Raw genomic sequence first — 18233 nt, forward strand, 5'->3', positions numbered from 1 at the left:
CATCACTCGTCGGCTTCGGATTCTTCGGACGTCGACACCTCCATTTCCGCCCGGTCGATGACCGCCTCCACGCCAAAGTCGATGCGGTATTTTCTGAAGTAGGCGATCAGCCGTTGAATGCTGATTTCAGAGAGCGGGTTGTCCCGCAGGTTGATTTTGTCTGCGCGCTCCTCGGGCAGTTCAAGGATGTCGCTGGGGATATCGCTGATGGCGTTGCCATCCAGCGCGACGACATCCAGATGTTCGAGCTGCAGCAAGCCACGGGGCAGGCCGGTAATGCCGGTGTTGTCCAGCAGCAGAGTCGACAGGTCGCTCATCTGGCTGACATCCGGAATTTCTCCCAGTGGGTTGTCGCTCAGATCCAAATGATCCAGGCGCTCCATTTGCGCCAGCTCCAGAGCTGTTTCGCGGGTCAGGGTGATGTGGCATTCCGAGAGCGACAGGTAGCTGAGGTCGGCCATCCGGAATATCGCCGCAGGAATCTGTTCGAGCCGGAACTGGTAGAGCGTCAGCGCCTTCAGGTTGGGAAAGGTTTGCAGAAACTCCGCAGTGCCAGAGGTGTGTCCCGGTCGGCTCCTCATGTAGAGATGCGTGAGGTGGGAAAAGTCGGCGTTGAGCGCGGGCAGATCACCGGTGATGGTCATGGACAGGTTCAGGTCGTAGAGCGGTTGGCTGTCCTGATCAAAATCATCCTGTTCGGTTTCCCGGCGCCAGCTCTGTTCGATGCGGTTCTTGAATTCGAGGCGCGCTTCCTGCTCGTTCAATACCTCTTCGAGGGTAAAGGGTTCGCCACTGATCGGATGCAGCAAGGGGTGTTCGGTGCTCCAGTCGGCGAGGCTGTCGCTCATGTTGCGAAACTCGGACTCGCGGCGCGTCAGCTCGACTCGGCCCTCAGCCAGCGTGCCGGGCAGCAGGTAGAAGAGCTCGCTGGCCTGTTCCTGATCCATCTGGGTGTACAGCGCTTGCACGCGCTGCAGGTCGGCGGACTCGGCCAGTACGCCGAAGTCCTGACGGGTTTGATTGAAGTGATGTTTGATCCGTTCGCGGTCTGCGGCACCGATCGGGTTACCCCCGAGGTCGAAGCCCTCCGGAATGTTGTTGGGCAGTTCGAAAAGTGCCGGGGGTAACGCTTCGATCGCGTTGTCATTGAGCAATGCGGTGCGCAGTTGCTGGCGCGACAACAGGCCGGCCGGCAGCGTCGAAATGCCGGTTTCCGAGACGTCGATGTAACTCAGCCTGGCCATTCTCTCGACGTTGGGCGCAAGGCCCAGCGGGTTATGGAACAGGTCGAGGATTTTCAGATTTGTCTGGGCTGCCAGTGTTGCTTGAGTTTCGGGCGTCAGGGTAATGCCGCACTCGCTGAGCACCAGTTCGCGCAGTTGCGGTGAACGGTTGATGGCTTGCGGCAGTTCGCCCAGAGGCATGCTGCGCAACACCAGGCGCCGCAGGCCGGAGAAGTTGTTGAGGAACCCGTGCACCCCCCGAGTGCCGGCGACACCTTCGATCGTCAGGTAATCCACGTGACTGAAATTGACCTCCACTTGCGGCAGCTCGCCGAGAATCGGATGGGACAGGCGCAGGTCGATCGTGTGCTCGGTGTCTTCCGGCAGCACCACCTGTTGCTTCCAGCAGTCGATGAGGTCGACGCGCATTTGCCGTCGGCGCTGGCGCTGGATGGCGTACTGCTCGGTGTTGAGCTGGCCCCCGGTTTCCGGGTGCACTTGCGGCACCGCATCGACCCACGGATCGAGGACTGCGACCAGGCGCTGACGCTCGGTGATCAACCGGTACAGCTCGCTGCGCGGACCATTCGGGTGGCGTTGCAGGCGGGTGACAAATTCTTCCAGCTCTTCCGGAAGCAAGTGCGGCAGCAGCCAGTGCGCGTGTGTTTGCAAGGTCGGCGTGTCGGTGGGCATGCGCCGATGGCCGGTGGCGCCTCCGCGCAAGCGCATGATCGTCGGGTCGTAGGCAGGTTTGCGGTTCGGGTTTTGTGCGAGCAGTGCCAGTAGCGTTTCCCGGGGCAGCGAGTGTTGGCGAATCAGCTGTTCGAACGCTGTCATTTCGCCAATGCCGATGTTCAGCGCCGAGCGCTCGGTGTCTGGCAAGGCTTGCAGCAGGCTGGATGACAGTGAACCGGAGGTGCGCAGCGGTTGGTCGGTCTCATCGAAGGGCTGATAGTCACCCTGTTCAGTCAGCACCAGTGTCCTGCGAATGGTAGCGCTCTGCGGGCCAATGCTGTCGAGCAGGCGCCCGTTGCGGCTGTAATGCCTGACTTCAAGGCGCAACGAATCCGACCAGCCCGGCAGGCGTGGCAGCGTGTGCAGGATCAGGCGATCCGTGTCGAGATTGTGCGCTGTGGCTTTCAGCGTCAGGCCCTCCAGGGCTCGGCTTGCGCGCACTTGCAGGCGCGCCTCCTGAGTCAGTTCGACCAGACGCTGGGACAGCGTCGAGCGCTGCAGTTGCTGGCACTCGGCGTCACTCGCGGTTTCGACGATCGCCTGGGCCAGATGCCTGGGCAGGCCGGGTTCGGCGTCCATCAATGCCTGGGTCAGCGCGCCGGCACCCCGTTGCAGTTGGCGATAGCGATCTTCGAACAGGCGTTGGCGCTGCTGTTGCGCCAGTTCGGCAACGGTGTGGCGCAGGCGCGTGGCACCGGCCTCTGGCGTGGGGGCCGTTGCCTGCGGGGCTTCGCCCAGCAGTGTGTTTCTTTGTGCAGGGGTCAGACGTTGCAGCCAGGTTTTCAGCAGGTCGCCATCGTCCAGCCGTGTTCCTTCAATCTGGATGAATGGCACATCGGCGACGGGACTGCGCCACAGGGTTCGCCCCTGGCGATCAATCAGTTTCAGGCCGCAGTCGGCGGGCCAGTGGCCGTGGTCAAACAGCAGTTGCAGTTGCCTGGCGGGATCGGCCTTGAGGTAGTCCTCGGCGCGGTGGCTGCCGACCTGTTCGATGAACAGTTGAAGGTCCTGGTCGATCTGCCAGCGTTCGAGCGTGTCGACCAGCAGCGGTGGCAACTGACCGAGCTCGACATGCATCTGGCGCAAGGCGTTTTCTTCGCAGCCGCTGATGTTCAGCAGACGTTCTTGCAGCTCGGCGGGAAGACGCTGCATCAACGGGCTGCTGCGGCTCAGCACGGTGGCGCGGTCCCAGCCCAGTGGCTGGTCGAGTTCGCTTTGCCAGGCGCCGGCGGCGTTGTGCCGCAGGGCCGGTTTGTAGGCCTCGGGACGCGTCGGATGGTCGATGCGATGCGCGCCCGTTTCGGCGGCGCGGCTGACGGCATAGCGCTTTTGTCCCAGGGGCAGCAGGGTCTTGCCTTGGTGGTGTTGCAGGCCCAATGCGTCGGTTTGCAGGTCTTTGGGCAAGGCGCCGGGCAATTCGTAGGGGCGCAAGTCGGGCTTCCAGTAGAGGGTCTTGCCATTCGCGGCCTTCACCGGAATGAAACGGTCGATGAACTTGACGACATCGCTCGGCAGCAGTGCACGAAACTCGCCGGCCGTGATGACGCCACCGGCTGCAAAGGTGCCGACTTGCACAACGGCTTCCACGGCGCCCATGAAGTGCCCGAGGGCTTCACGTGGCAGTCCTTCAGCCCAGTCGACGATACTTTCGAACGCCTCGTCGAGCATCTGGTAGGCGGTGTAGGCGAGCATCAGTTCACCGAGAAACGGCACGAATGGCAGGGCGACGAAAGCGACGATATTGAGCAGGGTCTGAGCGATTTCGGTGAAGGAATCCCAGAGTGCCCAGCGCGCTTTGCGATCGACCGTGGCGGTCGAAACGGCGACGACGCGGGCATCGTTGAGCATCTTGTCGAGCTTGCGTTGGTACAGATGGGTGAACAGCTCAGCGCGAATCGGGGTCGCGGCTATTTGCAGGAGCGGGCGTTCAGTCGCGGTCTCGCGCCAGGTGGGACGTGGGTCGCCGGTCTGTACCGGTTGCCAGGTGACAGGGCCGAGGAGGTTGTTCAACCGGCCGAAAAAATGACCGCGCTCGGCATGCTCGATAAAGCGGCTGAAAAAGGCCTGGTATTGCGGATCGCGCAGGCGCTGGGCCAGCTCCTCGGTAAAGGCGCCGGTGCTGGCGTACTCCTTGATCGGGTGCAGCGGGTCATCGGGAATGTACACCACCACCCGCGCTGGCGCGTTTGCTGCTTCAAGGTTCGGCGCGAACAGCACGATGCCGGTCAGGCTGGCGTCCAGCATCGTCAGCGCATGGCATTGCCACGCCTGACGATTGAGGCGCAAATGCTGCAAGCCATCGAGCAGGCCGAGAATCAGGCGATGCACATCGGCGCCGAGGTTTTTTTGCATGTAGGCCATCTGCAGGGCGGCGACCAGCGCGGCTTTTTCGCTGGCGCAGACTCTGGCTTGCAGCACCGCCGCGACCAGCGGATTGCTCAAGCCCAGGTTGTCTTGCAGATACACGCTGTAGCGCCGGCCGATATCCAGTTCGCGGCACAGGCGGGTGAAGGCGATGATCGGCATCGACTCAAGCATGCCCGGCAATATGCGGAACCGGCCTTCGGGTGAAGGCTGGCTGATATAGGCCGAAGCGGGTTCGAAAGCGTCATCGGTGGTCTCGCTGCTTTCAAAATTGTGCAGCGCGGCGTCCAGCAGCGAGACGGTCCAGGTGCGCGCGGCGCCGGATTTGATTCGCAGCCACGGAACTTGAGCTGGCAGGTACAGGCGCAGGAAAACCTGTCTGACATCCAGCAGCAGGCCAAAGCGTTTTTGCAGCTCGGCGCGCAGTAACGGTTCGGCGAAGGTTTTGGCGTCTTGCAGGCGGGCAAGGCTTTGCTCGACTCGGTTGTGTGCAGTCCAGTGCGCGGCATTCAGCGTGCGCAGCTTTTCATGGTCGTTGCGCGATGCTCGCACGAGGCTGACGGGCAGTAGAGGACTGGCCTGTTTCAAAGCTTCGCGCTTGTGTGCTGCAGCCTTGCTCAACCATGTCGGAATGGCTTGGAGCAGCGGTTGATAGTGTGCGTCCTGCCGGGGAAGCAGCAGTGCGTCGGGCAGTGTCGCGAGGGTGGAGGTGGTTTCGTGAATCATGGGGTGAGGCCATTTGCCTGGGAAAGGTCCATAGCAAACACCGGCCGTTGATTCGATGTGCGGTACATATATACCGCACCCCATAAAACTCTCTTGCGTAAGATCCCGAGTACGTCTGCGCAAACGGCGGCGCGCAGTTTAAACTGCGCCTTTGCGACGCTATATGTCGCATTGCCGTAAACCCGGGAAAATCCGGGGTTTGCGCTATAAGAAGTTGTCGCTTGGCGGCAAGGCCGGGCTGAAAACTGTCCTTACAATCCCCCCATCGCTCGCCAGTTTCAGGCGGGTGGCCCTCATCAGGAGACTCCGATGTCCGTTGAGCACGCTGCGGTACAACGCGCCGATTTCGACCAGGTAATGGTTCCCAACTACGCGCCTGCCGCTTTCATTCCGGTGCGTGGCGCCGGTTCCCGCGTCTGGGATCAGGCCGGCCGCGAGCTGATCGACTTTGCCGGCGGCATCGCCGTTAACGTATTGGGCCATGCGCATCCGGCGCTGGTCGGTGCCTTGACCGAGCAAGCGAACAAGCTGTGGCACGTATCCAACGTGTTCACCAACGAGCCGGCCCTGCGCCTGGCGCACAAGCTGATCGACGCCACGTTCGCCGAGCGCGTGTTCTTCTGCAACTCCGGCGCTGAAGCCAACGAGGCCGCATTCAAGCTGGCCCGTCGCGTAGCGTTCGACCGTTTCGGCAGCGAGAAGTACGAGATCATCGCCGCGCTCAACAGCTTCCACGGCCGTACCCTGTTCACCGTCAACGTCGGTGGCCAGTCGAAGTACTCCGACGGTTTCGGTCCGAAAATCACCGGCATCACCCACGTCCCTTACAACGATCTGGCCGCGCTGAAAGCGGCGGTTTCCGACAAGACCTGTGCGGTCGTGCTCGAACCGATCCAGGGCGAGGGCGGTGTACTGCCGGCCGAGCTGGCTTACCTGCAAGGTGCCCGCGAACTGTGCGACGCGAACAACGCGCTGCTGGTGTTCGACGAAGTGCAGACCGGCATGGGCCGTACCGGCCACCTGTTCGCCTATCAGCATTACGGCGTGACCCCGGACATCCTGACCAGCGCCAAGAGCCTGGGCGGTGGTTTCCCGATCGCCGCGATGCTGACCACCGAAGCGCTGGCCAAGCATCTGGTCGTCGGCACCCACGGCACCACTTACGGCGGCAACCCGCTGGCGTGCGCCGTTGCCGAGGCAGTGATCGACGTGATCAACACCCCTGAGGTGCTGAACGGCGTCAACGCCAAGCACGACAAATTCAAGACCCGCCTGCAGCAGATCGGCGAGAAGTACGGCCTGTTCACTCAGGTGCGTGGCCTCGGTCTGTTGATCGGTTGTGTGCTGAGCGAAGCCTGGAAAGGCAAGGCCAAGGACATCTTCAACGCCGCTGAAAAAGAAGGCCTGATGATTCTGCAAGCCGGCCCGGACGTGATTCGTTTCGCCCCGAGCCTGGTGGTGGAAGACGCCGATATCGACGCCGGTCTGGACCGCTTCGAACGCGCCGCCGCAACACTGACGCAAGCCTGATAGACCCTTCGACGCCCGAGGATTTGGGCGTCGATCAAAATTTTATGCCGGACCAGATCAACTGTAGGAGTGAGCCTGCTCGCGATTGCGGTATGTCAGTCGACTTATTGGTTTCTGACAGGCCGCAATCGCGAGCAGGCTCACTCCTACAAGGTCCGGTGTTTTTTCTTCTGTAAATTTATAAGAGAAAAGGAGTGACACCATGCTGGTGATGCGCCCTGCGCAAATGGCTGATCTGGGCGAGGTACAGCGTCTGGCCGCGGACAGCCCGATTGGTGTCACTTCCTTGCCGGATGACGTGGAACGCCTGAGCGACAAGATCGCCGCAAGCGAAGCCTCGTTCGCCGCCGAAGTGAGCTTCAACGGTGAAGAGAGCTACTTCTTCGTCCTCGAAGACACCGCCACCGGCAAACTGGTCGGCTGCTCGGCGATCGTTGCCTCGGCCGGTTACTCGGAGCCGTTCTACAGCTTCCGCAACGAGACCTTCGTCCACGCGTCCCGCGAGCTGAAGATCCACAACAAGATCCACGTGCTCTCGCAATGCCACGACCTGACCGGCAACAGCCTGCTGACCAGTTTCTACGTGCAACGCGAGCTGGTCGGTTCGCCGTGGTCTGAGCTCAACTCCCGGGGTCGCTTGCTGTTTGTCGCCAGCCACCCGGAGCGTTTCGCCGATTCGGTGGTGACCGAGATCGTCGGCTACAGCGACGAGAACGGCGACTCGCCGTTCTGGGATGCCATCGGTCGCAACTTCTTCGACCTCAACTACGCCGAGGCCGAGCGCCTGTGTGGCCTGAAGAGCCGCACGTTCCTCGCCGAACTGATGCCGCATTACCCGATCTACGTGCCGCTGCTGCCGGATTCCGCTCAAGAAGCGATGGGCCAGGTGCACCCGCGTGCGCAGATCACCTTCGACATCCTGATGCGCGAAGGCTTCGAGACCGATCACTACATCGACATTTTTGACGGTGGCCCGACCCTGCATGCGCGTGTTTCGGGGATCCGTTCGATCGCTCAGAGCCGTGTGGTGCCGGTGAAGATCGGCGAGCCGGTCAAAGGCGCCGGGCGCCAGTATCTGGTGGCCAACGCGCAGTTGCAGGATTACCGCGCGGTGCTGCTGGAACTCGATTACGCGCCGGGCAAACCGGTGACCCTGGATCTGGAAGCAGCCGAAGCCCTGGGCGTCGGTGAAGGTGCCAGCGTGCGCCTGGTGGCGGTTTAACGCCTTAGCGAGTTTCACGGGTGGCGAAGGCGGCCCGTTTGAGGAGATAGCATGATTGTTCGTCCCGTACGCAGCAGCGATTTATCCGCGCTGATCGACCTGGCCCGCAGCACCGGCACCGGCCTGACCACTTTGCCGGCCAACGAAGAGCGCCTGACCCACCGGGTCGGCTGGGCCGAGAAGACCTTTCGCGGCGAAGCCGGCCGTGGCGATGCGGACTACCTGTTCGTGCTCGAAGACGACAACGGTCGCGTGGTGGGGATTTCCGCCATCGCCGGCGCGGTCGGTCTGCGTGAGCCGTGGTACAACTTCCGCGTCGGCCTGACCGTCAGCGCCTCGCAAGAGCTGAACATCTATCGCGAGATTCCGACGCTGTTCCTCGCCAACGACCTGACCGGCAACTCCGAGCTGTGCTCGCTGTTCCTGCACGCCGATTACCGCACCGGTCTGAACGGCCGCATGCTGTCCAAGGCGCGCATGCTGTTCATCGCCGAGTTCCCTGAGCTGTTCGGCAACAAGATCATCGCCGAGATGCGCGGTGTGTCCGATGAAGCCGGACGTTCGCCGTTCTGGGAGAGCCTGGGCCGGCACTTCTTCAAGATGGAATTCAGCCAGGCCGATTACCTGACCGGGGTTGGCAACAAGGCGTTCATCGCCGAACTGATGCCGAAATTCCCGCTGTACACCTGCTTCCTGTCGCCGGATGCGCGCAACGTTATCGGTCAGGTGCACCCGGACACCGAGCCGGCGCTGGCGATGCTCAAGAGCGAAGGTTTCAGCTATCAAGGCTATGTCGACATCTTCGACGCCGGCCCGGCCATCGAATGCGAAACCAGCAAGATCCGCGCAGTCCGCGACAGCGAAGCGCTGGTGCTGGCGGTCGGTACGCCGGGCGATGACGCCACGCCGTTCATCATCCATAACCGCAAGCGCGAAGACTGCCGCATCACAGCTGCGCCGGCCCGTCTGGCTGCCGGCACACTGGTGGTTGATCCGCAGACCGCCAAACGTCTTCAACTCAACGCCGGCGATCAAGTGCGCGCCGTGGCGTTGTCTGCTGCTCGGGAGTCGAAATAATGAATTCGCTATACATCGCAGGTGAATGGCTGGCCGGTCAGGGTGAAGCCTTTCAGTCGCTGAACCCGGTGACCCAGCAAGTGCTGTGGTCGGGGGAGGGCGCCACCGCCGCTCAGGTCGAGTCCGCCGTGCAGGCTGCGCGTCAGGCGTTTCCGGGCTGGGCGCGGCATTCGCTGGACGAGCGTATCAGTGTGCTCGAAGCCTTTGCTGCCGCTCTGAAAAACCACAGTGACGAACTGGCCCGCACCATTGGCGAGGAAACCGGCAAGCCTCTGTGGGAGGCTGCGACCGAAGTCACCAGCATGGTCAACAAGATCGCGATCTCGGTGCAGAGCTACCGCGAGCGTACCGGCGAGAAGAGCGGCCCGCTGGGCGACGCCACCGCCGTGCTGCGCCACAAGCCACACGGTGTGGTTGCAGTGTTCGGCCCTTACAACTTCCCTGGCCACTTGCCGAACGGACACATTGTGCCAGCACTGCTGGCCGGCAACAGCGTGCTGTTCAAGCCAAGCGAACTGACGCCGAAAGTCGCCGAGCTGACGGTCAAGTGCTGGATCGAAGCCGGTTTGCCGGCTGGCGTGTTGAACCTGCTGCAAGGCGCTCGCGAAACCGGTATTGCGCTGGCGGCGAACCCGGGCATCGACGGTCTGTTCTTCACTGGCTCCAGCCGCACCGGCAATCACCTGCACCAGCAGTTCGCCGGGCGTCCGGACAAGATTCTTGCTTTGGAAATGGGCGGCAACAACCCGCTGGTGGTCGATCAGGTCGCTGATCTGGACGCGGCGGTTTACACGATCATTCAGTCGGCCTTCATCTCCGCCGGTCAGCGCTGCACCTGTGCGCGTCGTCTGCTGGTGCCGCAAGGCGCGTGGGGCGACAGCCTGCTCAAGCGTCTGGTGGAAGTCAGCTCGACGATTGAAGTCGGTGCGTTCGATCAACAGCCGGCGCCGTTCATGGGCTCGGTGATTTCCCTTGGCGCGGCGAAAGCGCTGATGGATGCCCAACAACATCTGCTGGCCAATGGCGCGGTGTCGCTGCTGGAGATGACGCAGCCGCAGGCGCAGTCGGCATTGCTGACCCCGGGCATTCTTGACGTGACGGCGGTGGCCGAGCGTCCGGACGAAGAGCTGTTCGGCCCGTTGCTGCAGGTGATTCGCTACGCCGATTTTGCTGCGGCGATCGCTGAGGCCAACGATACCGCTTATGGTCTGGCGGCAGGTTTGCTGTCGGATTCCGAAGCGCGTTATCAGCAGTTCTGGCTGGAAAGCCGCGCCGGCATCGTCAACTGGAACAAACAGCTGACCGGCGCTGCGAGCAGCGCGCCGTTCGGCGGTGTCGGGGCTTCGGGCAACCATCGCGCCAGCGCTTACTACGCCGCAGATTACTGCGCGTACCCGGTGGCCTCGCTGGAAACGCCGAGCCTGACGTTGCCGGCGGCGCTGACGCCTGGCGTGAAAATGGCGTAACGGCCATCGCGAGCAGGCTCACTCCTACAGGATTTGTGTCGTACACAACATGTGTGTTCCCCGCCAAACCTGTAGGAGTGAGCCTGCTCGCGATAGCCGCGACGCGGTCTGACTGAATTGTTACTTGAAGCCTATAACAACAGATTCTCGTGGAGCCTCGCTGATGAAATCCTATGAAGTCAATTTTGACGGTCTAGTGGGGCCGACCCATAACTACGGCGGTCTGTCCTACGGCAACGTTGCGTCCCAGAGCAACAGCCAGCAATCTTCGAATCCGAAGGAAGCGGCGCTGCAAGGTCTGGCGAAAATGAAAGCGCTGATGGAAATGGGCTTTCAGCAAGGCGTGCTGGCGCCGCAGGAGCGTCCGGACGTGGCCGCGTTGCGCCGCTTGGGTTTCAGCGGCACCGACGCGCAAGTGATTGAGCGCGCCGCGAAGGAAGCCATGCCGTTGCTGGTTGCCAGTTGCTCGGCATCGAGCATGTGGGTGGCCAACGCCGCCACCGTCAGCCCGAGTGCCGACACCGCTGACGGTCGCGTGCATTTCACCGCCGCCAACCTCAACTGCAAATACCATCGCAGCATCGAACACCCGACCACCAGCCGCGTGCTCGGCGCGATGTTCGCCGATCAGCAGCACTTCGCCCATCACGCCGCACTGCCAGCCGTTGCGCAGTTCGGTGACGAAGGCGCGGCCAACCACACGCGTTTCTGCCGTGAGTACGGCGAGGCCGGTGTCGAGTTTTTCGTGTTCGGTCGCAGTGCGTTCGACACCCGTTACCCGGCGCCACAGAAGTACCCGGCGCGCCAGACCCTGGAGGCCTCGCAAGCGGTGGCGCGTCTGCACGGTCTGCGTAACGAAGGCGTGGTTTACGCGCAGCAGAACCCGGCGGTGATCGACCAGGGCGTATTCCACAACGACGTGATCGCGGTGGGTAACGGCGAGGTGCTGTTCTATCACGAGGATGCGTTCCTCGACACCGAGCAGATGCTGGCCGAGTTGCAGGGCAAACTGGCCAAGGTCGGCGGCAAGTTCCAGTCGATCTGTGTGCCGCGTTCGGCGGTTACTGTCGACGACGCTGTGCGCTCCTATTTGTTCAACAGCCAGTTGCTGTCGCGTCCTGACGGTTCGATGCTGCTGATCGTGCCGGAAGAGTGCCGGGGCAACGAGCGCGTGTGGAACTACCTGCAAGGGCTGACCAGCTCCGGCGGCCTGATCCGCGAAGTGAAAGTCTTCGACCTCAAGCAAAGCATGCAGAACGGCGGTGGCCCGGCGTGCCTGCGACTGCGCGTCGCGCTCAACGAAACCGAGCTGGCGGCCGTCAATCCAGGGGTTATCATGACAGCCCCGTTGTACGGTTCGTTGACCGCATGGGTTGAAAAGCACTACCGCGACCGCCTGAGCGAAACCGATCTGGCGGACCCGCAGTTGCTGCTTGAATGCCGGACGGCACTGGATGAACTGACGCAAATCCTTAAACTGGGCGCGGTTTATCCATTCCAGATCAATTGATGGCCGGCGCGTCGCCTGAACGCGGCGCGCGGCTTGTCTACCCAAGAGAGTAAAAACATGAGCGATTCCCTGCAGCTGATCCTTGAAGACACCGACGGCACGCAACTGCAAACCTCGTGCACCCGCGTCGCGGTCATGTGGCAAGGCAAAGAGCTGTGGATCCAGCAGGACGGCCGTGGCCAACTGCTGATCGGTGTGGACGTCGAGGAAGGTGACGAAGAGTACGCCAACCTGCTGCTGCGCCCATTGGCAACTAATCTGGTAAGTCTGCAACTGGAAATGGAACCGGCTGACCTCGGCGATGACGAGGAACATGTGCACGGCCCGGATTGCAACCACGACCACTAAGGAAACCGCTCTATGCTCGCCCTCGGCAAACTGCTTGAACTGACCCTCGCCGGCCGCGAACCGGCGGAGAAGACTCAACTGACTGTCGAAGGCGTGCGCATGCGCTGGTTGAGCGAGGGTGCGCTGGAAGTCCGGCCACCCGAAGCGCGCGACAATGGTCTGGACCTGCTGCTGTCGGCAGGCATCCACGGCAATGAAACAGCGCCGATCGAGTTGCTTGATCGGCTGCTGCATGACATCGCTCGCGGCGATCTGAAGCCGCGTGCACGCATTCTGTTCCTGTTCGGTAACCCGGAAGCGATTCGCAAAGGCGAGCGCTTCGTCGAGCAGGACGTCAATCGGCTGTTCAACGGCCGGCATGAACAAACCAGCGGCTCCGAAGCCATTCGCGCCTGCGAGCTGGAACGGCTGGCGGCAAGTTTCTTCAGCCTGCCGGACCGTCAGCGCCTGCACTATGACCTGCACACGGCGATTCGTGGTTCGAAGATCGAGCAGTTCGCGCTGTACCCGTGGAAAGAAGGTCGCCAGCATTCGCGCCGCGAACTGGCGCGCCTGCGCGCTGCCGGGATGGAAGCGGTGTTGCTGCAGAACAAGCCGTCGATCGTTTTCAGTTCCTACACCTACGACAAGCTCGGGGCCGAGTCCTTCACCCTGGAGCTGGGCAAGGCGCGGCCGTTCGGGCAGAACGAAGGGGTGGATGTTTCACGTCTGGAAACCCGTCTGAAGCAGATCATCGAAGGCAATGAGCCGGATCTGGCCGAAGAAGGCCTGGACGGTTTGCAGCTGTTCAGCGTCGCCCGGGAAATCATCAAGCACAGCGATGCGTTCCGCCTGAACCTGCCGGCGGACATCGAAAACTTTTCCGAGCTGGATGTGGGTTATGTACTGGCCGAAGATCTGGCCAATACCCGCTGGATCATCGAGGAAGAGGGCGCACGGATCATATTCCCCAATCCCAAGGTCAAGAACGGCTTACGTGCCGGCATCCTGATCGTGCCGACCACCGACGAACATCTCGCCTGAGTTCAACACCTATCCAATGTAGGAGTGAGCCTGCTCGCGATCGCAATGTGTCAGTCGCCATCGTGGTCGACTGATACTCCGCTATCGCGAGCAGGCTCACTCCTACAGGTTTGGTTTCGTGATCAGACGGCGACTGCACGTGGCTCTGTACGACGCAGCGCACGAACCTTCTGCAGCGTGTCCGCGCAAGTTCTCGCCGCTTCCTGACCCTTGTGCACGAAGTGCTCGAAGAAGAACTTCTGATGTTCTTCACCGGCATGGAAGTGGTGCGGGGTCAGGGACACCGAGAACACCGGCACTTCGGTTTCCAGCTGCACCTGCATCAGGCCGCTGACCACGGACTGGGCAACGAACTCGTGACGGTAGATGCCGCCGTCCACGACCAGCGCAGCCGCGACGATGCCGGCATAACGACCGGTCTTGGCCAGCAACTTGGCGTGCAGCGGCATTTCAAAGGCGCCGCCGACTTCGAAGAAATCGATGTCCGATTCCTGATAACCCTGAGCCAGCATTTCGGCGACGAACCCTTTACGGCTCTGGTCGACGATTTCCTTGTGCCAGCAGGCCTGGATGAACGCAACGCGCTCGCCGTGAGGGTGTTTGGTTTTGCTGTCGATAGCGGTGGGTTGCATGTTCTGACTCCTGTTTGTGTGAAAAACAGGGCGTTATGAATCGAAAGGGATTCAAGGGTACGCACGAGCACACAAGCGCGCGGGCGGCCCTTTGGCGTCAATCCCGTTCTCTCTTCATCCGGACTATGACCGTCGGCCCCGGAATCACACCGGGTCTGCTGACCTTGCCGCCGATCACCGCCAATGCCGTGTCGTCGCCAAGCGCTCGCGGGCTATGCGCATTGCGCGCAATTACCGCCGGTGGGGAATTACACCCCGCCCTGAGAACGTTTTTGCCGCCCTTTCTCGGGCGGCGCAGCGTTTTTATCACAGATTTTCCGGCCTTGCACAGAACCTGTGGGAGCGGGCTTGCTCGCGAAGGCGGTGTGTCAGCCAGCAAATTGATTGGTTGACACACCGCTTTCGCGAGCAAGCCCGCTCCCACATTGGGTTGCGTCCTTTCAATAAGTAATGTGCTTTTTCTCACTCAAGGGTTGATTAATCGGCGCCATGACCGCAGTAATTCACCTTCGAAAAGGGATTTCCCCTGCTGACTCTGAGGCCAGGTTCATGAGCGTTATCGATCTTCGCAGCGACACCGTCACCCAACCGACTCCTGCCATGCTCGACGCGATGACTGCGGCGGCCACCGGTGATGACGTGTACGGCGAAGATCCGACGGTCAATCGTCTGGAGGCGGAACTGGCAAAACGCCTGGGCTTTGCCGCCGCGCTGTTCGTGCCAACCGGCACCATGAGCAATCTGCTGGGCCTGATGGCGCACTGCGGGCGTGGTGACGAATACATCGTCGGCCAGCAGGCGCACACCTACAAGTACGAGGGCGGTGGCGCGGCGGTGCTCGGTTCGATCCAGCCGCAGCCGCTGGAAGTGCAGGCCGACGGTTCGCTGGATCTGGCTCACGTGGCGGCAGCGATCAAGCCGGACGACTTCCATTTCGCCCGTACCCGTCTGCTGGCGCTGGAAAACACCATGCAGGGCAAGGTGCTGCCGCTGGAGTATCTGGCCCGCGCGCGCCAATTCACTCAGGACCATGGGTTGCAGTTGCACCTGGACGGCGCGCGGCTGTACAACGCGGCGGTCAAGCTCGGGGTGGGTGCCCGGGAAATCACCCGGCATTTCGATTCGGTGTCGGTATGCCTGTCCAAGGGCCTCGGCGCGCCGGTCGGTTCGGTGCTGTGTGGCACTGAGCAACTGATCGGCAAGGCCCGGCGTCTGCGCAAAATGGTTGGCGGCGGCATGCGTCAGGCCGGGTTGCTCGCGGCGGCGGGGCTGTATGCGCTGGATCACAATATCGAGCGCCTGGCGGATGACCATGCCAACGCACAGTTTTTGGCTGAAGGCTTGCGCGAGGCCGGGTTCAGCGTCGAGCCGGTGCAGACCAACATGGCTTACGTGCAAATGGGCGATCAGGCTGAAGCGCTCAAGGCGTTTGCCGCCGAACGCGGGATCAAGTTGAGCGCCGCGGCGCGCTTGCGCATGGTCACGCACATGGACGTCAGTCGCTCGCAAATCGAGCAAGTGATCGCGACATTCGTCGAGTTTTCGCGCAAGTGACAGCGTTAGCCGCCCAATTGACCGTTACTATCGTATAAACACGCTGTACCCCACGCGAAGGGCCGATATAATGCGGCCCTTTGCCGTCGTTTCGTCTGTTGACGTTTCGTACAGGCCTTTGGCCGCAGCCTCCGTGGAAGAACCTAATGAAAAGCGCAGAAATCCGTGAAGCCTTCCTTCGCTTCTTCGAAGAGCAAGGCCACACCCGTGTAGCCTCCAGCTCTTTGATTCCGGGCAACGACCCAACCCTGCTGTTCACCAACGCGGGGATGAACCAGTTCAAGGACTGCTTCCTGGGTCAGGAAAAGCGCGCGTACACCCGCGCAACCAGCAGCCAGAAGTGCGTGCGTGCCGGTGGCAAGAACAGCGACCTGGAAAACGTCGGTTATACCGCTCGTCACCACACATTCTTCGAAATGCTCGGTAACTTCAGCTTCGGTGACTATTTCAAGCACGACGCGATTACCTTCGCCTGGACCTTCCTGACCGGCGTTCTGAAACTGCCGAAGGAAAAACTCTGGGTCACCGTCTACGCCTCCGACGACGAAGCGTATGACATCTGGACCAAGCAGATCGGCGTGCCGGTCGAGCGCATGATCCGTATCGGCGACAACAAAGGCGCGCCTTACGCCTCCGACAACTTCTGGACCATGGGCGATACCGGCCCGTGCGGCCCATGCACCGAGATTTTCTACGATCACGGCGACCACATCTGGGGCGGCCCACCGGGTTCGCCGGAAGAAGACGGCGACCGTTACATCGAGATCTGGAACAACGTGTTCATGCAGTTCAACCGCACCGCCGATGGCGTGTTGCATCCGTTGCCAGCGCCGTCGGTCGACACCGGCATGGGCCTGGAGCGGATCAGTGCGGTGATGCAGCACGTCAATTCCAACTACGACATCGACCTGTTCAAGAACCTGCTGAAGGCCTCGGCTGAAGCCATCGGCTGCGAAAATGGCGATCAGTCGTCGCTGAAAGTGGTGTCCGACCACATCCGTTCGTGCGGTTTCCTGATCGCCGACGGCGTGCTGCCGTCCAACGAAGGCCGCGGCTACGTGCTGCGCCGGATCATTCGTCGCGCCTGCCGTCACGGCAACAAGCTGGGCGCCACCGGCAGCTTCTTCTACAAGATCGTTGCCGCGCTGGTCGCCGAGATGGGCGAAGCCTTCCCGGAACTGCAGAAGCAGCAGAGCAACATCGAGCGCGTACTCAAGGCCGAAGAAGAACAGTTCTCCAAGACCCTGGAGCACGGCCTGAAGATCCTCGAACAGGATCTGCTGGAACTCAAAGGCACCGTGGTGCCGGGCGACGTGGTGTTCAAACTCTACGACACCTACGGTTTCCCGATGGACCTGACCGCCGACATCGCTCGCGAGCGCGGCCTGACGGTCGACGAAGTCGGCTTCGAGCGTGAAATGGAAGCTCAGCGTGTTCGTGCGCGTTCCGCCAGTTCGTTCGGTCTGGACTACAACACGCTGGTCAAGGTTGATGTGGCCACCGAGTTCACCGGTTACACCGACACCAGCGGTTCGGCAAAAATCGTCGCTATCTATAAAGATGGCCAGTCGGTCGACGTCTTGAGTGAAGGCGAAGAGGCGGTGATCGTGCTGAATCAGACGCCGTTCTACGCTGAATCCGGCGGCCAGATCGGCGACTGCGGTTTCCTGCAGGCGGGCAACGCGCGTTTCGACGTCCGTGACACCACCAAGACCGGCGGCGCATTCCTGCATCACGGCGTGCTGGATTCCGGCAGCCTGACCATTGGCGCTCCGGTGGAAACTCACGTGGATGCCGAAGTGCGTCACGCGACCTCGCTGAACCACTCGGCCACCCACTTGCTGCACGCTGCGCTGCGTCAGGTACTGGGCGAGCACGTTCAGCAGAAGGGTTCGTTGGTGGATAGCCAGCGTCTGCGCTTCGACTTCAGCCACTTTGAAGCGATCAAGCCGGAGCAGATCAAAGCGCTGGAAGACATCGTCAACGCCGAGATCCGCAAGAACTCCGCGGTTGAAACCGAAGAAACCGACATCGAAACCGCCAAGCAGAAAGGCGCAATGGCGCTGTTCGGCGAGAAGTACGGCGACAACGTGCGCGTGCTGAGCATGGGCGGCGATTTCTCTGTCGAGCTGTGCGGCGGTATCCACGCCAACCGTACCGGCGACATCGGCCTGCTGAAAATCATCAGCGAAGGCGGTGTGGCATCGGGCGTGCGTCGTATCGAGGCAGTCACCGGTGCTGCGGCACTGGCCTACTTGAACGCTGCAGAAGAACAACTCAAGGAAGCGGCCAACCTGGTCAAGGGCAGCCGCGACAATCTGATCGACAAGCTGTCGGCCGTGCTGGAGCGCAACCGCGCGCTGGAAAAGCAACTCGAGCAGTTGCAGGCCAAGGCTGCCAGCGCCGCGGGCGACGATCTGTCGAACTCGGCAGTCGACGTCAAGGGCGTGAAGGTTCTGGCCGCACGTCTGGATGGTCAGGATGGCAAGGCGCTGCTGGCGCTGGTCGATCAGCTGAAAAACAAACTCGGCCGCGCAGTGATCCTGCTCGGCAGTGTCCATGAGGAAAAGGTCGTACTGGTTGCCGGTGTAACCAAGGACCTGACTGGCCAACTCAAAGCCGGTGATTTGATGAAACAGGCTGCTGCGGCAGTGGGCGGGAAGGGCGGTGGTCGTCCGGACATGGCGCAGGGCGGCGGTGTCGACGCCGGCGCACTGGATGGCGCACTGGCGCTGACCGTTCCATTCGTCGAGCAGGGTTTATAAGACGGCCCGTCGGGCCTGCAGTCTAGTGGCGGGCCCGGCGGCTGTTCGAGTGATTATT

At 61.7% G+C, this 18233-nt stretch carries 11 protein-coding genes and 1 riboswitch; of the genes, 9 read left to right on the top strand and 2 right to left on the bottom strand.

The annotated features are described in order from the left end of the window. Positions 1 to 2: 2 nt before the first annotated feature. Complete coding sequence (locus LCH64_RS04335) at positions 3 to 5048, bottom strand: DUF6543 domain-containing protein (protein WP_226499592.1); 5046 nt, start codon at positions 5046 to 5048, stop codon at positions 3 to 5. Between the two features lie 309 nt (positions 5049 to 5357). On the opposite strand from LCH64_RS04335, the gene LCH64_RS04340 reads away from it, so the two are divergent. The 7 genes from LCH64_RS04340 to astE all read left to right on the top strand — a co-directional run bounded on the left by LCH64_RS04340 (position 5358) and on the right by astE (position 13224). After that, a complete protein-coding gene (locus LCH64_RS04340) occupies positions 5358 to 6578 on the top strand; it encodes an aspartate aminotransferase family protein (protein WP_103522294.1) in 1221 nt (406 codons plus the stop codon). 202 nt (positions 6579 to 6780) lie between these two features. Then, a complete protein-coding gene (aruF, locus tag LCH64_RS04345; protein WP_007951057.1) occupies positions 6781 to 7800 on the top strand; it encodes an arginine/ornithine succinyltransferase subunit alpha in 1020 nt (339 codons plus the stop codon). 51 nt (positions 7801 to 7851) lie between these two features. Next, positions 7852 to 8877: an arginine N-succinyltransferase gene (astA, locus tag LCH64_RS04350; protein WP_103485851.1), complete on the top strand. Its 1026-nt coding sequence runs from the start codon at positions 7852 to 7854 to the stop codon at positions 8875 to 8877. Further along, positions 8874 to 10343 carry a succinylglutamate-semialdehyde dehydrogenase gene (astD, locus tag LCH64_RS04355; RefSeq protein ID WP_226499733.1) on the top strand — a complete coding sequence of 490 codons (1470 nt, stop codon included), beginning with the start codon at positions 8874 to 8876 and terminating at the stop codon, positions 10341 to 10343. The genes astA and astD overlap by 4 nt, the downstream gene beginning before the upstream one ends. A 163-nt stretch (positions 10344 to 10506) precedes the next feature. Further along, the gene (gene astB, locus LCH64_RS04360) at positions 10507 to 11853 is read left to right on the top strand and encodes an N-succinylarginine dihydrolase (RefSeq protein WP_226499593.1); all 1347 of its coding nucleotides are present in this window, start codon (positions 10507 to 10509) and stop codon (positions 11851 to 11853) included. A gap of 57 nt (positions 11854 to 11910) precedes the next feature. Next, positions 11911 to 12201, top strand: coding sequence for a hypothetical protein (locus LCH64_RS04365; protein WP_003227270.1), 291 nt, complete (start codon positions 11911 to 11913; stop codon positions 12199 to 12201). A 12-nt stretch (positions 12202 to 12213) separates the two neighbouring features. Continuing rightward, on the top strand, positions 12214 to 13224 hold the full coding sequence (gene astE, locus LCH64_RS04370; RefSeq protein ID WP_226499594.1) for a succinylglutamate desuccinylase: 1011 nt from the start codon (positions 12214 to 12216) through the stop codon (positions 13222 to 13224). A gap of 122 nt (positions 13225 to 13346) precedes the next feature. On the opposite strand, the gene LCH64_RS04375 is transcribed toward astE, so the two are convergent. Next, positions 13347 to 13856 carry a 6,7-dimethyl-8-ribityllumazine synthase gene (locus tag LCH64_RS04375; RefSeq protein WP_003227266.1) on the bottom strand — a complete coding sequence of 170 codons (510 nt, stop codon included), beginning with the start codon at positions 13854 to 13856 and terminating at the stop codon, positions 13347 to 13349. 101 nt (positions 13857 to 13957) lie between these two features. Then, positions 13958 to 14128, bottom strand: a riboswitch (FMN riboswitch). A gap of 277 nt (positions 14129 to 14405) precedes the next feature. Between LCH64_RS04375 and ltaE the strand changes: the two genes are divergently transcribed. Next, a complete protein-coding gene (ltaE, locus tag LCH64_RS04380) occupies positions 14406 to 15410 on the top strand; it encodes a low-specificity L-threonine aldolase (protein WP_226499595.1) in 1005 nt (334 codons plus the stop codon). A gap of 146 nt (positions 15411 to 15556) precedes the next feature. Further along, the gene (gene alaS / locus LCH64_RS04385) at positions 15557 to 18175 is read left to right on the top strand and encodes an alanine--tRNA ligase (RefSeq protein ID WP_226499596.1); all 2619 of its coding nucleotides are present in this window, start codon (positions 15557 to 15559) and stop codon (positions 18173 to 18175) included. The last annotated feature ends 58 nt before the right edge of the window (positions 18176 to 18233 follow it).

The organism is Pseudomonas sp. MWU16-30322, from assembly GCF_020515535.1.
GTDB lineage: Bacteria > Pseudomonadota > Gammaproteobacteria > Pseudomonadales > Pseudomonadaceae > Aquipseudomonas > Aquipseudomonas fluorescens_H.